This is a genomic window from Pedobacter sp. MC2016-24 (assembly GCF_015223055.1).
Taxonomy (GTDB): domain Bacteria; phylum Bacteroidota; class Bacteroidia; order Sphingobacteriales; family Sphingobacteriaceae; genus Pedobacter.
The window spans coordinates 728,067-744,545 of sequence record NZ_JADFBX010000001.1 but is presented as its reverse complement, the minus strand read 5'-3'; the positions used below and the strand labels follow the sequence as shown (position 1 = coordinate 744,545).

14 protein-coding genes and 1 riboswitch are annotated in these 16,479 nt (G+C 43.0%); of the genes, 4 read left to right on the top strand and 10 right to left on the bottom strand.

The window, feature by feature from the left end:
• Nucleotides 1-10: 10 nt before the first annotated feature.
• Together IM797_RS03385 and IM797_RS03380 are read left to right on the top strand one after the other, a co-directional pair.
• Nucleotides 11-2,365: a GAF domain-containing protein gene (locus IM797_RS03385; RefSeq protein ID WP_194125669.1), complete on the top strand. Its 2,355-nt coding sequence runs from the start codon at nucleotides 11-13 to the stop codon at nucleotides 2,363-2,365.
• Nucleotides 2,366-2,380: 15 nt separating this feature from the next.
• Nucleotides 2,381-4,987, top strand: coding sequence for a BamA/TamA family outer membrane protein (locus IM797_RS03380; RefSeq protein WP_194125668.1), 2,607 nt, complete (start codon nucleotides 2,381-2,383; stop codon nucleotides 4,985-4,987).
• Nucleotides 4,988-5,100: 113 nt separating this feature from the next.
• On the opposite strand, the gene IM797_RS03375 is transcribed toward IM797_RS03380, so the two are convergent.
• From IM797_RS03375 to thiS, 9 genes are all read right to left on the bottom strand, one after another.
• Nucleotides 5,101-5,949, bottom strand: coding sequence for a S1 RNA-binding domain-containing protein (locus tag IM797_RS03375; protein WP_194125667.1), 849 nt, complete (start codon nucleotides 5,947-5,949; stop codon nucleotides 5,101-5,103).
• 69 nt (nucleotides 5,950-6,018) lie between these two features.
• Nucleotides 6,019-7,059: a HesA/MoeB/ThiF family protein gene (locus IM797_RS03370; RefSeq protein ID WP_194125666.1), complete on the bottom strand. Its 1,041-nt coding sequence runs from the start codon at nucleotides 7,057-7,059 to the stop codon at nucleotides 6,019-6,021.
• Between the two features lie 14 nt (nucleotides 7,060-7,073).
• Complete coding sequence (gene thiH / locus IM797_RS03365; RefSeq protein WP_194125665.1) at nucleotides 7,074-8,186, bottom strand: 2-iminoacetate synthase ThiH; 1,113 nt, start codon at nucleotides 8,184-8,186, stop codon at nucleotides 7,074-7,076.
• Nucleotides 8,187-8,215: 29 nt separating this feature from the next.
• Nucleotides 8,216-8,980 (bottom strand): thiazole synthase, encoded by a 765-nt coding sequence (locus tag IM797_RS03360; RefSeq protein ID WP_194125664.1) that lies wholly within the window; start codon nucleotides 8,978-8,980, stop codon nucleotides 8,216-8,218.
• Nucleotides 8,981-9,009: 29 nt separating this feature from the next.
• Nucleotides 9,010-9,639 carry a thiamine phosphate synthase gene (locus IM797_RS03355; protein WP_194125663.1) on the bottom strand — a complete coding sequence of 210 codons (630 nt, stop codon included), beginning with the start codon at nucleotides 9,637-9,639 and terminating at the stop codon, nucleotides 9,010-9,012.
• Nucleotides 9,636-10,391 carry a hydroxymethylpyrimidine/phosphomethylpyrimidine kinase gene (locus IM797_RS03350; protein ID WP_194125662.1) on the bottom strand — a complete coding sequence of 252 codons (756 nt, stop codon included), beginning with the start codon at nucleotides 10,389-10,391 and terminating at the stop codon, nucleotides 9,636-9,638. Before IM797_RS03350 ends, IM797_RS03355 begins: the two co-directional genes overlap by 4 nt.
• Nucleotides 10,379-10,975 carry a thiamine phosphate synthase gene (locus IM797_RS03345; protein WP_194125661.1) on the bottom strand — a complete coding sequence of 199 codons (597 nt, stop codon included), beginning with the start codon at nucleotides 10,973-10,975 and terminating at the stop codon, nucleotides 10,379-10,381. The genes IM797_RS03350 and IM797_RS03345 overlap by 13 nt, the downstream gene beginning before the upstream one ends.
• A gap of 11 nt (nucleotides 10,976-10,986) precedes the next feature.
• Nucleotides 10,987-12,870, bottom strand: coding sequence for a phosphomethylpyrimidine synthase ThiC (gene thiC / locus IM797_RS03340; protein ID WP_194125660.1), 1,884 nt, complete (start codon nucleotides 12,868-12,870; stop codon nucleotides 10,987-10,989).
• A 36-nt stretch (nucleotides 12,871-12,906) separates the two neighbouring features.
• Nucleotides 12,907-13,107: a sulfur carrier protein ThiS gene (gene thiS / locus IM797_RS03335; protein WP_194125659.1), complete on the bottom strand. Its 201-nt coding sequence runs from the start codon at nucleotides 13,105-13,107 to the stop codon at nucleotides 12,907-12,909.
• Between the two features lie 74 nt (nucleotides 13,108-13,181).
• Nucleotides 13,182-13,269: riboswitch (TPP riboswitch) on the bottom strand.
• Nucleotides 13,270-13,387: 118 nt separating this feature from the next.
• On the opposite strand from thiS, the gene IM797_RS03330 reads away from it, so the two are divergent.
• Nucleotides 13,388-14,542 carry an MFS transporter gene (locus IM797_RS03330; protein ID WP_194125658.1) on the top strand — a complete coding sequence of 385 codons (1,155 nt, stop codon included), beginning with the start codon at nucleotides 13,388-13,390 and terminating at the stop codon, nucleotides 14,540-14,542.
• Between the two features lie 47 nt (nucleotides 14,543-14,589).
• On the opposite strand, the gene IM797_RS03325 is transcribed toward IM797_RS03330, so the two are convergent.
• Complete coding sequence (locus IM797_RS03325) at nucleotides 14,590-14,994, bottom strand: YtxH domain-containing protein (RefSeq protein ID WP_194125657.1); 405 nt, start codon at nucleotides 14,992-14,994, stop codon at nucleotides 14,590-14,592.
• A gap of 206 nt (nucleotides 14,995-15,200) precedes the next feature.
• On the opposite strand from IM797_RS03325, the gene IM797_RS03320 reads away from it, so the two are divergent.
• Entirely contained in the window at nucleotides 15,201-16,376 is a 1,176-nt protein-coding gene (locus IM797_RS03320) for an MFS transporter (protein ID WP_194125656.1), read from the top strand.
• The last annotated feature ends 103 nt before the right edge of the window (nucleotides 16,377-16,479 follow it).

Genomic DNA, 16,479 nt, shown 5'->3' with positions numbered 1-16,479 from the left:
GCGTAATTAAATGCAGGCAATAACTTTAAATCTAAATAAAAGCATCACGGGATCCGGACAACATCTGGTTGGAGCTGATATTCAGCTTTCTTTAAATCCTTTTATTGAATATATCAAACGCCGGCTGGCCACGGAACAAACGGCCAAAATTAATTTTTACCGCTATATCCTGGAACAGTTTGAGCAGTACCCGGAACTTAAAAATCCAATTTTACCTGAAGATGCGGGGAAGTATACTGCACTTTTTGAATTGATTTATACCGCGTTATCGCCAATTATTAACGATGAAAGTCAGCAATACTGGGCCTTGAGTACACCGATATCTCCTTGCTTCCACTACGGTACAGATGCATTTTACAATGTGCTGATGGATACCAACCAGTGCCGGTTGAAAACGGATCTTTCCCTGCCGTCTAAAAGAGAGATGGAAAAGAACCTGCTTTCTACGTTCTATAACATTGTACTTGAGCGATTCTATAATTTTTCATTAACTGGTAATCAGCTGATCATCCATTCTTTATTGGATCCGGATACGCATTTGTTGAAGTATTACCGTTTAAATCTGGATACGCGCTTTTTGGAGATTAAATCCAGTGTTGAATTGCCCCAGTACAATCTGCGTGATGTTAAAGACTACATTAAAGACGAAAGAAACACGCTTAAAATATTAACCAAGCTGATCCCACCACAAATATTTAGTATTGAGGGAATTTCTATTGTCACTTTAACGGATGTTACTGGCGAATATGTACTGGAAACGATCAAAAATCTGATCATTGAACACAATGAAACCCAAAAAGGTTTACATACCAAGGAGATCATCACCGCATTAAAAACTTTGGTTGGTACAGATGCTATTGATTTTGGAATGGTTCCTTATTTGAAATTGAATAACCATTTGCAAATCAATGAGCTTTCAGGTTTTAATAGTGTATTGATACAGTTGGCCAGGGAGCAGGGACAGGACGATAGTGAATACCTGAAGTTGATCCAGGAATACATCGAAAATCCGCGGACACTTATTTTTCCGGAAATTACAGATGAGGAATACATCACCTATCCCATGCTGAAATTGTTGGGGGTGGTAGGCATCAAGTCTTACGCGTTATTTCCGCTATATTATAACGCGCGTTTGGTGGGGTGTCTGGAACTGTATACCAAAGATCCGGCTGCATTTAATGGTCAGACTTTAACAAAAATTGAAGCGGCTTTTCCTTTATTGGCACAGCTTTTTCAAAATGTAATTGTTGATTTTGACACAGAAATTCAGGAGGTGATCACGGATAAATTTACGGCACTACAACGCTCAGTGCAGTGGCGCTTTCATGAAGTCGCTTACCATTATATTCAATCGGGTGGAAAGGATCGGAACTTACCGATAGAGCCTGTATTTTTTAAAGACGTTTATCCTTTCTATGGAGCTGTAGATATTCGAAACTCCAGTATACAACGAAATGCCGCAATCCGGAAAGATTTGTATGCGCATTTTGAAATTCTGGAACGTAGCCTGGCTGCGATCAGAAAAACAATTAAAATGAGCGATCATAGTGAAATTCCTTATGAAGAGGCGATCTGGAGTTATAAACACCTAGAAGAATTATCCGACAGGGAGATTTTGAAAACTGAAAACTACCTTTTGCTGCAAATCCCACAAGCACTTACACATTTGAAAGGTGCTTATCCTGAGGTGACGGCTATTGTTGACGATTATTTCAGGCAGACTGGCGAAGAAGGTAAAATATTCGAAAACCGCGAGCGCTATGAGAAAAGTATGCAAATGATTAATGTCGCGGTAACGCGACACCTGGATCAGTTTAATACGGAAATACAAACGCTTTATCCTTGCTACTTTGAGAAGTTCAGAACGGATGGAGTAGAATTTGACGTATATCTGGGGCAATCCATTACACCCAATATTCCTTTTCCGGATAATATTGTCCATGAGTTCAGGTCAAAGCAATTGCGTGTACTTGCAGAGATTGCGCAAACAACGAATAACCTTGGCCCTTATTTTTCTACGCCACTGGAAACCACGCAACTTATTTTTGTTTATGAGAAACTGATTGATGTCAGTTTCCGGATTGATGAACAAAGGTTTGATGTGGAGGGTAGTTATAATATTCGTTATCAAATGGTTAAGAAAAGAATTGATAAAGCATTGGTTAAAAATACTACCGAACGCATTACTCAGCCCGGAAAGATTACGATTGTGTATTTTAACAGTAAAGAAGCCCAGGAATACATGGTTTACATTAAGAAATTGCAGGCGCAGCGTTTGTTGAACCATGATGTGGAATATCTGGATCTGGAAGAGCTACAAGGCGTAGAAGGTTTAAAAGCCTTAAGAGTAGGTGTGAAGTACTAAAAATTTAAAGAATATATGCAATTGAAAAAGAATCTGGTTGCCCTAGCGGCTTTTTGTCCTATGCTGTTATGGCCTGGCATTGCAGTGAAGGCCCAGTTGTCTGCCGGTAAGGATTCCATAACGATTGCTGTCGCCCCGGAATATAATCAAGTGAGTGGTTTTCACCGTTTCTGGCTGGGAGAAAGCTATCGTAAAATCTGGGCAACGCCAGTTAAAATGCGCATCATTCAACTTCAAAAAGAAAAGGGAGGATTGAAGATTGTGAAGCTTGGCGGCGGCATGCAGACACGATCCCTCAGATTGGTTGATCCGACGGGAAAAGAATGGGCACTGCGCACGGTACAAAAATATCCCGAGCGTGGTATGGCTGAAAACCTGCGTGCTACCATTGCCAAGGATATTGCACAGGATCAGGTATCTACCAATCATCCTTTTGCAGCACTGGTTGTTCCAATGTTGGCCGGGGCTTTAGATTTGCCACATGCCAAACCTGAGATTGTTTATGTTGGTGATGATCCGGGATTGGGCGAATACCGTAAAGATTTTTCAAATGCCGTCTATCTGATTGAGGAAAGAAGTCCCTTTGAGGAAAAAACTGACAATACGGACAAAGCGCAGCGCAAGATTCAAAAGGACAACGATACAGATGTCGATCAGAAATTAACTTTAAGGGCCAGACTACTTGACTTTTTATTGGGGGACTGGGACAGGCATGAGGACAACTGGCGCTGGCGGCCTGAGGAAAACGAGAATCAAACCACTACCTATTTACCGATTCCGAGGGACCGGGATAAAGTGTTTTATAAGACTTCGGGGGTATTTCCATGGGTATTGACGCATCAGTGGCTTAAAACGCATTTACAACCCTATAGTGATGACATCAGGGATGTAGAGCACTGGAGTTTTAATGAAAGGTATTTTGACCGTTATTTTTTAAATGAACTGAATGAGAAAGATTGGAAGGAAGAGATCAAATATGTTCAGGGAAAAATGACCAATGAACTGGTGCAACAAGCTTTTTCACAAATGCCTGAGCCGGTTTATCAATTAACAGGGCCGGAGTTGATACATCATTTTATATCCAGACGGGATAAGCTGGACAGCCTGGCTATGAAGTATTATCGTTTTCTGTCTATTGCAGTTGATGTTCCGGCCTCCGCCAAAAAAGAATATTTTGAAGTTAAAAATGAGGATGATGGTAGTGTAAAGCTGAGTGTTTACAATATCAAAAAAGACGGAACAAACGGAAGGTTGATTTATAAACGTAAGTTTGACCCGAAGGTTACCAAGGAGATCCGTTTGTTTGGACTGGCCGGCAACAATGTTTTTGATGTGCAGGGTACTGGTAAGTCGCCCATTCGGGTAAGGCTAATTGGCGGAGAAGAGGCGGATGTGTATAAAATTGACAAGGCGGTTCAAAATAAGCCATTTATATACGACCGGACCGATGAGGAAAATCAATTGCCAGCAAAGGGCCTGGCAAAGATGCGTTTGGGAAAAGATAGTACTGTGACCAGTTTTGATAAAAATGGCTTCTTATATGACCGTACCGGGATATTGGTGAACGGTGGTTACAACATTGACCAGGGTATACAGATTGGCTTAGGCTATATCATCGAAAAGCAGGGCTTCAGGAAAAGTCCGTATGCCAGGAAACACGAGTTCTGGGCCAATTATAACAGTGGCCGGCGTTCATTTGTATTGGACTACAGCTCTGATTTTAAAAAAGCCATAGGAAATAATGATCTTACTGTTCATGCCAATTTGCTTGGTCCGAATAACCTGAGTAACTTCTTCGGGCTTGGAAACAATACTGAAAATATAGATCACGATTTTGATGACATTCCTGGAGTTGACCGGGAAGATGGAATATCTTATTACCGGAACCGCTACAATTATCTGAATGCTGATGTTCGGTTAGGCAGACAGCTGGCTAAGCATTTAAGAGTAGATGCGGGGGTATTGTTTTCTTATTATACGAGTACAGCATCTGGTAATGAAGAACACTTTTTTAACGATTACAATGCTGCCAATCCTGATCAGGATATCTTTTCTGATAAGTATTATGGCGGTTTAGTTGGTAGCATTGTTTACGATACCAGGGATAATGCAGGTATACCAAAGAAGGGGGTATATTGGAAGACTTCATTGGTTGGGCAACATCGAATTGATCAAACCAATGCCAGTTATGGTGCGATTACTTCAGAGTTTCGTTTTTACATCAATCCGGGTAAATCGGGCCTGGTGATTGCTGACCGCGTTGGCGGTGGTACTACAATTGGTGACCCGACTTTTTTTCAACGCATGCAATTGGGTGGTGTGAATAGTTTAAGGGGTTTTAACAGCAAACGTTTTACAGGTACCAGCATGTTTTACAACAACCTGGACCTGAGGTTGAAGTTGTTTAATTTTACATCTTACCTGGTTCCTGGAACTGTAGGGATGATTGGTTTTACCGATGTTGGCCGGGTGTGGGAAAAAGGTGAGCAATCGGGCAGATGGCACCAGGGCTATGGCGGTGGTTTATTTGTGATGCCTGGTGAAGTGATTTTGATTCAGGGTACACTAGGGGTATCTAAGGAAGCTTCGATGGTCTATTTGTCCGTAGGATTTAACTTTTAATCTTTGTGCTATAAAATTTACCTTCTAAGATGAGACCCGGGCACTCTTGTTCCCTTCAGGAACCTAGAGATGCCAGGCTCAGCGTAGAATGGTTAATTTTTTATTAGAATTGATTAGTCCGCCTGATCGTCAACAAACAACCTGATCTCATCATCTGATACCGTGATCAACCTGTCTTTGTACAAACCACCAATTGCTTTTTTAAACGCGCTTTTGCTGATTTTGAAACGGTGGTAAATGTCTTCAGGACTACTTTTGTCGCCTAATGAAATGACACCTCCGCTATCTTTTAAATCTGCAAGGATCACATCTTTAGTTTCCAGGATATGACCGTACCCCATAGGTTGTAAGCTCAAATCGATTTTACCTTCTACACGAATCTTCTTAATCCATCCTTTTCGTTCCTCTCCTGGATTAAGTTCATCAAACAATTCATTGGTATATAATAAACCGATGTACTTGTTGTCGATGATGGCATTGTAACCTAAGTCAGAACGATCAACAATCAATAAGCTCACTTCATCGCCTTCTTCCAGGTCGAAATCTTCTTCCTCTACATAATTTACCAGTTTAGAAGAAGCCAGCATCCTGTCGTTGCTTTCATCTAAAAACACATAAACCACATGTTTGTCGCCCTTAAACATTGGTCGTTTTTGCTCACGCTTGGGTACATATACATCTTTTCCAATGCCGATGTCCATAAAAGCACCACCATCTTCAGCCTCGTCAACTACGGTTAAAAAAGCGAAATCACCAACGCAAGCCAATGGTCTTTTCGTTGTACCATGCAAGCGCCCATCTTTGTTCATGAAAACGAAAACATTGATGTTTTCTCCTATTTCTGCATTTTTTGGTACATCAGTATAGGGCATGACGACCTCTTTTTCACCATCTGTTAAAATAAGGCCTGTTTCTGTTTTATTTATAATTCTCAGGTCGTTGTATTGTCCTATTGCTATCATGTATGTGCTTATTGAACCCTATATCGGGCAGATGTATTTTTTATCGAAATACAAAGGTAGCAATCTGCTTTAGATTTTGCAGTCCTGAGGCAGGATCAATGTGAATACTTCCTGATTGTTTTTCTGTGGAATTAAGTTTACCGCAATCCGGCTCCGCAGACCGCTGGTACAGCAAAAGACAATTTTTGGCTGATCTGCCAGTTGATCCAGCTGGCTGCTGAGTTCGTAAAGTGGAATGCTGATGCCCCCAATATTATTTTCTTCGAATTCATAACGCTCTCGAATATCTACGATTTGAAAGGGAATATTTAAGGCATTCCAGGCTTCTAATTGTGTCATCTGGATCTCAGCGGCGTTTTTTTTTGTTGCATCGACAGGTTGTTTCTTTACTTTGGTTTTGCTGAATGGAAAGATCTGGATGTTGTTGTTGAGCATGTTAAAAATGAGTAGTTCTCCCGAAAGCGTTTTCCCGATGCCAGTCAACACCTTGATGGTTTCATTGGCCATCATGGTGCCGATGGTGCCGGGAAGGGTACCGATAACTCCTGCTTCAGCACAGTTTTGTACTTCATCCGGTGCAGGAGGTTCCGGGTATAAACTTCGGTAATCCGGGCCTTTAAGATGGTTAAACACAGCGATCTGGCCTTCAAATTGGAATATGGAACCGAAAACCAGGGGTTTGTTTAATGCTACACAGGTATCATTGACCAGATATCGCGTTGAGAAATTGTCTGAGCCATCTATAACCACGTCATATCCGGAGATGATTTCCCTGGCATTGGCTGCGATTAATCGTAAAGGATAAGCCACCAAATGAACATCAGGGTTTAGTTGTGTCAGTTTCTGCACAGCCAGCTCCGCTTTTAGCTTGCCCAGATCATTCCGGTTAAATAAGATCTGTCTGTGCAGATTTGTTTCATCTACTGTGTCGTGATCTACAATGCCGATTTTGCCAAGGCCAGCGGCAACCAGGTAAAGTAAGGCCGGACAGCCTAGTCCGCCGGCACCAACAACCAGCACCTTGCTGTTCATTAATTTCAATTGGCCATCCAATCCTAGTTCGGGCAAGATCATCTGGCGGTCGTACCGTTTCAATTCTGCTGTATTCATCCCTTTGATTAAAATTATACAAAACTGGTATCCCAATCCTTCCAAACTGGTTCATAACCCTGTGCTGTAACCATTGCCGCAATTGCTGCGGCGCTGCGTTCATCTGAAATTTCAAATTGTTCTAAGGATTGTGGTTCCACGGCATACCCTCCAGGATTGGTTTTAGAGCCTGCACTGATTGAAGTAATGCCGAGTTTGATGATGTTATTTCTGAAATCCATGGATTCCCGGGTCGAGATAGACAGCTCTACTTCTTCGTTGAACAGACGGTAAGCGCAGATCAATTGTACCAGCTCGCGATCGTTCATGACCACCTTAGGTTCCAATCCTCCGCTAAAAGGTCTTAAGCGCGGAAAAGAAATGCTGTATTTGCTTTGCCAATAGGTTTTTTCCAGGTAATCGAGGTGTAGTGCGGTGAAAAATGAGTCTGTACGCCAGTCTTCCAGACCGATTAATACGCCCAGGCCCATTTTATGAATGCCTGCTTTTCCAAGGCGGTCTGGTGTATCCAACCGGTATTGAAAATTCGATTTTTTACCTTTAGGATGATGTTTTTTATAATCTTCCTCGTGATATGTTTCCTGATATACCAATACGGTATTTAAACCGTAAGGCCTCAGTTCTTCGTAATCTGAGCGGTCTAAAGGCTGCACTTCCATGGAGATGTGGGAGAAATGTGGACGAATCAGCTCCAATACCTTTTTAAAGTACTCGGTGTGTACGGTTTGATTGGCCTCTCCGGTAACCAAAAGCACGTGATCGTAGCCCATTTCTTTGATGACTGCTACTTCCTGCATGATCTCCATTGGAGATAGTGTTTTGCGACGTACCTTGTTGTCGTAGCTAAAGCCGCAATAGGTACAAATGTTATTGCATTCATTGGATAAGTATAGTGGTACATACATTTGTACCACTTTACCAAACCTTTTGAGCGTTAAAGCCTGGCTGATCTGTGCCATCTGCTCCAGATAAGGTGCTGCGGCAGGAGAAATTAAAGCTTTGAAATCTTCCAATGTACGTTTTTTAGTGTCTAATGCACGGAGTACATCTTCGGTGGTTTTGTTATAAATGCTTTGGCGGGTTTCTTCCCAGCTGCAGGCATCAAATATATCGTTAAAACTGGCCATGGTATGTAATGGTAAAATAAACGCCTGGATTAATCATCTAAAAATGAGGTTAGGGGGCTACTGGCCCTGGCTTGGGAGTTTACCAATCCTAACTTGGCTTCAAAAGCCATTCTTCCGGCTTGCACTGCAATTTTAAAAGCTTGAGCCATGAGCACCGGATTGCCGGAGACTGCAATAGCTGTATTGACCAGTACAGCATCTGCACCGATTTCCATGGCTTTTGCAGCATCAGATGGAGCACCAATGCCTGCGTCTACAATGACAGGAACCTTACTTTGGCTGATGATGATTTCCAGGAAATCTATGGTTTTTAAGCCTTTGTTGCTGCCTATCGGCGCGCCTAAAGGCATTACCGCGGCGGTGCCGGCATCTTCAAGACGCTTGCAAAGTACCGGATCTGCATGGATATAGGGTAGAACAATGAAACCCAGTTTGGCCAGTTCTTCTGTAGCTTTTAACGTTTCAATTGGATCGGGCATCAGGTATTTAGGGTCAGGATGGATTTCCAGTTTGACCCAGTTGGTCTCAAGTGCTTCTCTGGCCATTTGTGCTGCAAATACAGCCTCCCTTGCATTTCTAACACCAGATGTATTGGGTAATAAATTGATGTGCGGGTATTTAAGATGCTTTAAAATGTCATCCTCCTGGGCCTTGATGTCTACTCTTTTCAGGGCCACTGTGACCAATTCTGAGGCAGAAGCAAGCAAAGCTTCCTCCATTGTCGTGGCCGAACTGAATTTCCCGGTTCCGGTGAAGAGGCGGGAGTTAAATATTTTATCTGCTATTTTTAACATGATGGTTGATTTATGTGGTTTACTTAAGCTCAGTCCTGCAATAAAGCGTTATAAATACCAGTTAGAATGTCTGCGGTATCATTTCTATTGCTTAATGCTCCTGAAATTGCTACGCCATGTATACCCGTTTCTATCAGGGAGGGGATGTCTTGCGGATGGATCCCACCAATGGCGATGACCGGTATAGAAATACCTGCTTCACGGGTCTGCTTCATCAAAATGGCATATCCCTGTAATCCGATCACCGGGCTTAAGTTTTCTTTGGTTGTTGTAAAACGGTATGGGCCTAATCCAATGTAATCTGCACCTTCATCGGCCCTCAATTGCATGTGTGCAAGCGTATTTGCAGTACCGCCAATAATCATATCCGGACCTACAAGCGCTCTTGCTTCAGCAACAGGCATATCATCAAGTCCGAGATGTACGCCATGGGCATTCGCTTTCAAAGCTACCAGCGGATAATCATTGACGATCAGTTTTGCCCCGAACTGCTCACAAAGTTTAACTGCGGCTATGGCAATTGGCAACACGGTCTCTTCTGTTTGGTTTTTAACACGTAACTGTATCCACTTGCCACCAGCAACCAGTATTTTATTGATGGCTTGGAGATGACTAGCAGCATCTGGTGCCTGCGAGATGTAATGTAATTTATTGATCATAGTTTGTGATACCCCAATAGGGAGGTATTGCTGTTTAAAAATTGTTCAACATATTTTTTAGCCAGTATACAGGCTTCCGGTAATTGGTGAGCAAGGGCAAGTCTGGCCGTAATTGCTGCCGACAGTACACATCCTGAGCCATGTTTCTGTGAAATGTTGTTTACAGCGGGGAATAGCTCCTCTACGGTACCATTTTCAAAGAGATAATCCGTACCCGTATTGAGGGGGCTATGACCACCTTTGAGTAATACTGCACAATATGATGACCATTGGATGGCAGCAGATGTTATATCCAGCGGCCCGCTCAGTTGCTTCATTTCGGGATAATTTGGTGTGATCAGATCAATCTGTTTCAAAATAGGCTTGAGCTTACCCAGCCCTTCATTCCAGTCGTGGAAGTGGTAACCTGCACTGGCTTTCAGCACCGGATCCAGTACAATCTTAATTGCCGGCACCTGTGCTTTCAAAAAGTATAACACCTCTTCCAGAACTTCCAGGTCTTTAATTAACCCTATTTTACAGGCCTGTACCTTAAATTTTTTAAGCAGGGGAGTCGTCTGATCAATAATCTGCCGGGCAGTTTGCCATTCGTTGCTTAAAAAATCGCTATCGGTTTGTGTGGTCATTGCAGAACAGACGCCAAAGCCATAAACCCGGTGTTGTTCAAAACACTTGATGTCGGCCAGGAGGCCGGCACCCGCGCTGGGGTCAAAACCCGCAATGCTCATGACGTAAGGTCTTACTGTCTGCATTTTTCCTGAATGTATTTAAAATGTGTTATTGCATTGCTGCGTTTGTTCCAGATCGCACCCAGTACAGCCAGTCCGTCAAATCCAAATGCTTTAATCTGCTCCAGATTGTCCGGTTCAATCCCCCCAATTGCGATGATTTGAGCAGGTCTTACGTCAGGAAGTTTAAAACCTGGCCGCAGGAAGCCTGCGTATCCAGGTTTCGAAATGCTGTCGAACACAGGTCCGTAAAAAGTGTAATCAAAACGGTTAGTTTCCTGCAGGCTTGCCAGTTGATGGATGGAAGTACTTAAAATCTTTCCATCCATCTTATTGGGTAATTCCTGTTTTAATGTTTTCCGTCTGAACCATTCCGGGTAGTGTAAGCGTTTAATGTCAGCAAAATCCAGACTAAGTTCATGAAACTGATGTAAAGCGATTCTGTTGTGGTATTGTTTCGGAATTGCTTCGATCAAATTGGCATAATGAGACCTGCTCATTCCTTCTTTTCTCAGATGGAAAACCGACATGCCCAATTCAAAAAGGGAATTGATCAGTTCAGTTTCTCCTTCAAAAGCAAGTGGGTCAGAAATTATAAACAGTTCCATCAGGCAAGTGCTTATAGATAAATTTCACTGCCTTTTTCTGCAAACTCTTTCGACTTTTCAGCCATACCTTGCGCTAATGCTTCCTGCTCATCAACGCCTTGTTTGGCTGCATATTCGCGCACGTCCTGGGTAATTTTCATCGAGCAGAAGTTTGGTCCGCACATGGAGCAGAAGTGTGCGATTTTTGCACCATCGGCGGGTAAAGTTTCATCATGGAACTCTTTTGCCGTGTCTGGATCCAGTGAAAGGTTAAACTGATCTTCCCATCTGAACTCGAAGCGCGCTTTGCTCAGGGCATTGTCGCGGTATTGCGCACCCGGATGCCCTTTGGCCAAATCTGCCGCGTGCGCTGCAATTTTATAAGTGATTACCCCATCCTTCACATCTTTTTTATTCGGTAGGCCCAAATGTTCTTTTGGTGTTACATAACACAACATCGCCGTACCAAACCAGCCAATCATTGCAGCGCCAATGGCTGATGTGATGTGGTCATAACCCGGTGCGATGTCGGTTGTCAACGGGCCTAAGGTATAGAATGGGGCTTCCGAACAATGTTCCAACTGTTTTTCCATATTTTCCTTAATCAAGTGCATCGGCACATGACCGGGGCCTTCAACTATGGTTTGTATGTCGTGTTTCCAGGCGATTTTAGTCAGCTCACCCAGCGTTTCCAATTCACCAAACTGGGCTGCATCGTTGGCGTCAGCAATACATCCAGGTCTTAAACCATCACCTAAAGAGAAGGCAACGTCATAGGCTTTCATAAGCTCACAGATTTCTTCAAAATGGGTATACAGGAAGTTTTCTTTGTGGTGTGCAAGACACCATTTGGCCATGATGGAACCACCACGGGAAACAATACCCGTTACCCTTTTAGCCGTTAGTGGTACGTAACGCAGTAATACACCGGCGTGGATGGTAAAATAATCTACCCCTTGTTCAGCTTGCTCAATCAACGTGTCGCGAAACAGCTCCCAGGTTAAGTCTTCGGCTTTACCATTTACCTTTTCCAAAGCCTGATAAATGGGTACGGTTCCGATTGGGACAGGGGAGTTGCGGATGATCCATTCCCGGGTTTCGTGTATGTTTTTACCAGTAGAAAGATCCATAATGGTGTCAGCGCCCCATCTGCAGGCCCAAACTGCTTTTTCTACTTCTTCTTCAATGGAAGAAGTTACTGCCGAGTTGCCGATGTTGGCGTTTATCTTAACCAGGAAGTTACGCCCGATAATCATGGGTTCCAGTTCCGGGTGGTTGATGTTACAAGGAATGACTGCACGGCCTGCAGCTACTTCAGCGCGTACAAACTCAGGAGTAATGTAACCTTTCGGCGTATTGGCTCCAAAGCTATGGCCTTTATGTTGATGGTTCATGACTTCGTGCTGATCGCCCAGTTGTGCTTTGAGTAAGTCAATACGCTGGTTTTCGCGGATCGCGATGTATTCCATTTCCGCAGTGATGATACCTTTCCTGGCATAATGCATTTGAGAAACATTCATTCCCGGCTTGGCCTTATAGGGCTTGTTTTGGTAGGCAAACCGCAAAACATCAAGCTTGGCATCAGCCAAACGCTGCTGACCGTAATCAGAAGAAATGTGATCCAGCTGGTCTACATCTTCACGATTGGTGATCCACTTTTCTCTCAGGCGAGGTAAACCCGCTTTCACATCGATGTGCACATTTGGGTCGGTGTAGGGACCGCTGGTATCGTAAACGGTTACCGGGGGATTGGGTTCTGTTAAGCCAAAACCATTGTGGATTTTGGTGTCAGTCAAGGAGATTTCACGCATAGCCACTTCAATGTCGTGCAACTGTCCTTTAACAAATACTTTGCGTGAAGCAGGAAATGGAGTTCTGCTAATCACTTCTGCATTGGGCGTTTTTTCTGTCTTCATAAAAATTGATTTGATAATGAAAGATTGGTTAGTGGTTTATCCGCCTTGCGTGGCTTTGATGAGCATGATCTGATCGCCGTGTTTCAACACATGGTTTGGCCAGTCCGATTTCGAGATGATGGAATGGTTGACGGCAACGGCAATGCCTTTGGCCGGAGCTTCCAGCATAAACAGCATTTGTTCGACCGAGCATGGTTCGTTAAGCTGATGATTTTGTTGATTTACAGTGATTTCCATTGATTGTAGTTTTTCTAAAACAAAATGAAAAACTGTAGGAATAGCCTGTAACAGGAATGGAAAAAGAACAACAAGAGGTTGCTCTTACTTTTCCCTTCGGCAGTACTAACTGCATCAGGTTCAAAGGGTATATCTCAGCGCAAGGCACCCCTAAAGTTTTTTGTAAAGCTATGTTATTTTTTTTATAAAATGTAAATTTGGCAAAGAGATTTATCAAATGACGGAAAAGAGGGGCCTTGTCAAAATGAATCCTTAGTTTTGCAACGCAAACACCAGTGCAATGATCTCTACAACAAAACACCGTTTTTTCTTAAGTCTGTTTTTCTTTATTTCAGGTTTCACCTTTGCTACCTGGGCCTCCAGAATACCCACCATCAAAGCCATTTTCAATTTTAATGAGGCGGAATTGGGATCATTGTTATTGGCAATGCCAGTCGGATCATTAATCGGATTACCAATTTCCGGCTGGTTAGTTTCCCGGTTCAACAGCCGCGTACCGCTTGCTGTAGCTTATGGTGTGAATACCTGTGCTTTGGCGCTGATCGGATTTACCAGCAATACTGTCAGCCTGGTTTTTGCAGTGGCTTTGTTTGCTTTTAGTACCAGGATATTTAACATTTCGGCAAATACCCAGGCCATTACTTTACAGAAGCAGATGGATAAGAAGATTATGGGTTCCTTACACGGTTTCTGGAGCACTGGTGGAATTGCCGGTATTGCTTTTTCTACTTTGATGCTTAGCCTACATGTAGACTTGCAATTACATTTTATAATAGTTGGGGCGATGGCATTGGGCATAACCTGCTTTTCTTACCAGTTTTTAATTACCAATGACCGGGCAGAAAGTGGTAATAAGATTGTGTTGAGCAAAAAGCCGGATCCGTACATTTTATACCTGGGCCTGGTCTGCTTTTTTGCAGCCATCTGCGAAGGGGGTATGTTTGACTGGAGCGGAATCTATTTTCAGAAAGTAATTAAGGTGGAGATATTTACTTATGGCTATCTGATTTTCATGACCTTTATGGCTTTGTCGCGGTTTGCATCAGACCTCATTGTGGTCCGGATTGGCATGCCGGCAACTTATATCATGAGCGGATTGTTCATCGCCTGTGGTATCAGCCTGGCGATCCTATTGCCTTATTTCTGGACAGCGATGATTGGTTTTTCTATGGTAGGTTTTGGTACGGCCGCAGTAGTACCCATGTCCTATGCACTTGCCGGGGCATCGAAAAAGTACTCAGCCGGAATGGCCATTTCCATCATTACTACGTATGTCATCACAGGGATGTTGCTTGGTCCGCCGCTTATTGGCTACCTGGCTCATGCATTTAACCTTAGGGTGTCTTTTGTCATATTTGGCTTGTGTGGTTTGTTACTTATTCCAATCACACAATTGTTCTTTAAACACCAACGCGCATTAACATCAGCAGATTAATCTGCTGATGTTAATGCGCGTTGGCCTAATCAGTTGACTATTTTATACTAAATGCTTTGAACTGAATCATTGGCATCATCAGCTGCATCTTTAACTGCTGATTTTGCTCTTTCCAATTCGGCATCTTTAAAGTCTTTAAACTCTTGTGTAACGGAATTGGCTTTGCTTTTTACATTGTCTACCACCCGGTCTTTTAAACCAACCAGGTCCTCTTTTCCGGTTGAAACCCGGTCTTTCAATGTATGATAGCTATCTTTTAAATCATCAGTTAGATTTAAAGCTTTATCTGATATACGTTCTCTTGTTTTTTTTCCACTTTCAGGAGCAAACAATACACCCAGTACAGCACCTACAGCAAGTCCCGTTAACAAGGCCACCACTGCACCTGTAGTATCTGTTGATCTATGTGGGATATTGGAGAGACGGCTAGTTATTAATTTCTTATAATCCATATCGATGTTTTTATTTATTAAACATATACTGTGCCATAGTGTTTTAATAAATTTAAAATACTGCCAGGAAGTTCTGGAATATCCTGGTGCGTTATTTAGATATGTAAGTTGTTACGGCTATAAATTTACGTTTGTAAGACTTAACCGGGGCGTTTTTTTAGGTAGTTTTGCATCGTGTATATTTTACACTAACATCAGTACGTACAATGAAGAAAAGCTTACTAACTTTAACGCTCGGTGGACTCGGAATAGGGATTACAGAATTTGTAATGATGGGTTTACTACCTGATATCGCTAAAGATTTATCCATTACGATTCCCCAGGCGGGGCATTTAATCTCGGCCTATGCGTTAGGCGTTGTGATCGGCGCCCCATTATTGGTGGCCATTGCCGGAAGTTACCCTCCAAAAAAGATACTGATTGCTTTAATGATGATGTTTACTGCTTTTAATGCATTGTCGGCCTTTTCCCCAGGTTATCATACCATGTTGGTTGCGCGTTTGTTGGCCGGGTTACCACATGGTGCCTTTTTCGGTGTAGGCTCGGTAGTGGCCAGCCGCATTGCGGCCAAAGGTAAAGCGGCTCAGGCCGTATCGTTAATGTTTGCCGGATTAACTGTTGCCAACGTGATTGGCGTGCCGCTGGGCACCTATATTGGTCACCATTATTCGTGGCGTTATACATTCGTCATCATTGTTATTGTAGGTTTAGTTACGTTGCTGAGTTTAAAATTGTGGATGCCAAACCTTCCGGCTACAAAAGACAGAAACCTGAAAAAAGAGCTTGGATTTTTTAAATTACCAGAGGCCTGGTTGATTATTTTTATGGTTGCTATCGGTACTGGCGGATTGTTTTCGTGGTACAGCTATATTGCGCCATTGTTAACAGAGGTGTCAGGCTTTTCTGCCGACTCAATTACTTACATCCTGGTGTTGGCTGGTTTGGGGATGCTGGTTGGTAATTTCATTGGCGGCCGTCTGGCAGATCGCTTTTCGCCGGCAAAAGCTTCCATCTCTTTATTGATTGCTATGGCTATTGCTTTAACTATAGTGCACTATATTTCTACGAACCAGACGCTGTCTCTGATCATGACCTTTATTACTGGTGCTGTTGCATTTGCTTTAGCTGCGCCAATCCAAATGCTGATGATCAACAGTGCAAAAGGTTCAGAAATGCTTGCAGCATCGGTTAGTCAGGCCAGTTTCAATATTGGAAATGCACTGGGTGCTTTTCTGGGCGGATTGCCATTGGCAGCGGGTTACGACTATACTTCTCCAGTATGGGTTGGAACGGTAATGGCCTTAACGGGAGCCGTGTTTGCCTGGTTGCTGATTGCCAGAAATAAACGTTCTGCAGTTGCATTGGCGTTAGCAAAGGCTTAAAAGGACCTCGTTGTAAGGCAGCGCGGCATGCCATTCAGGTGTCTTGGTAAGAGATTAAATTTTGTGTAAGGTGTAGAAAATGACGAGTGCTGTTTTTTCTCTT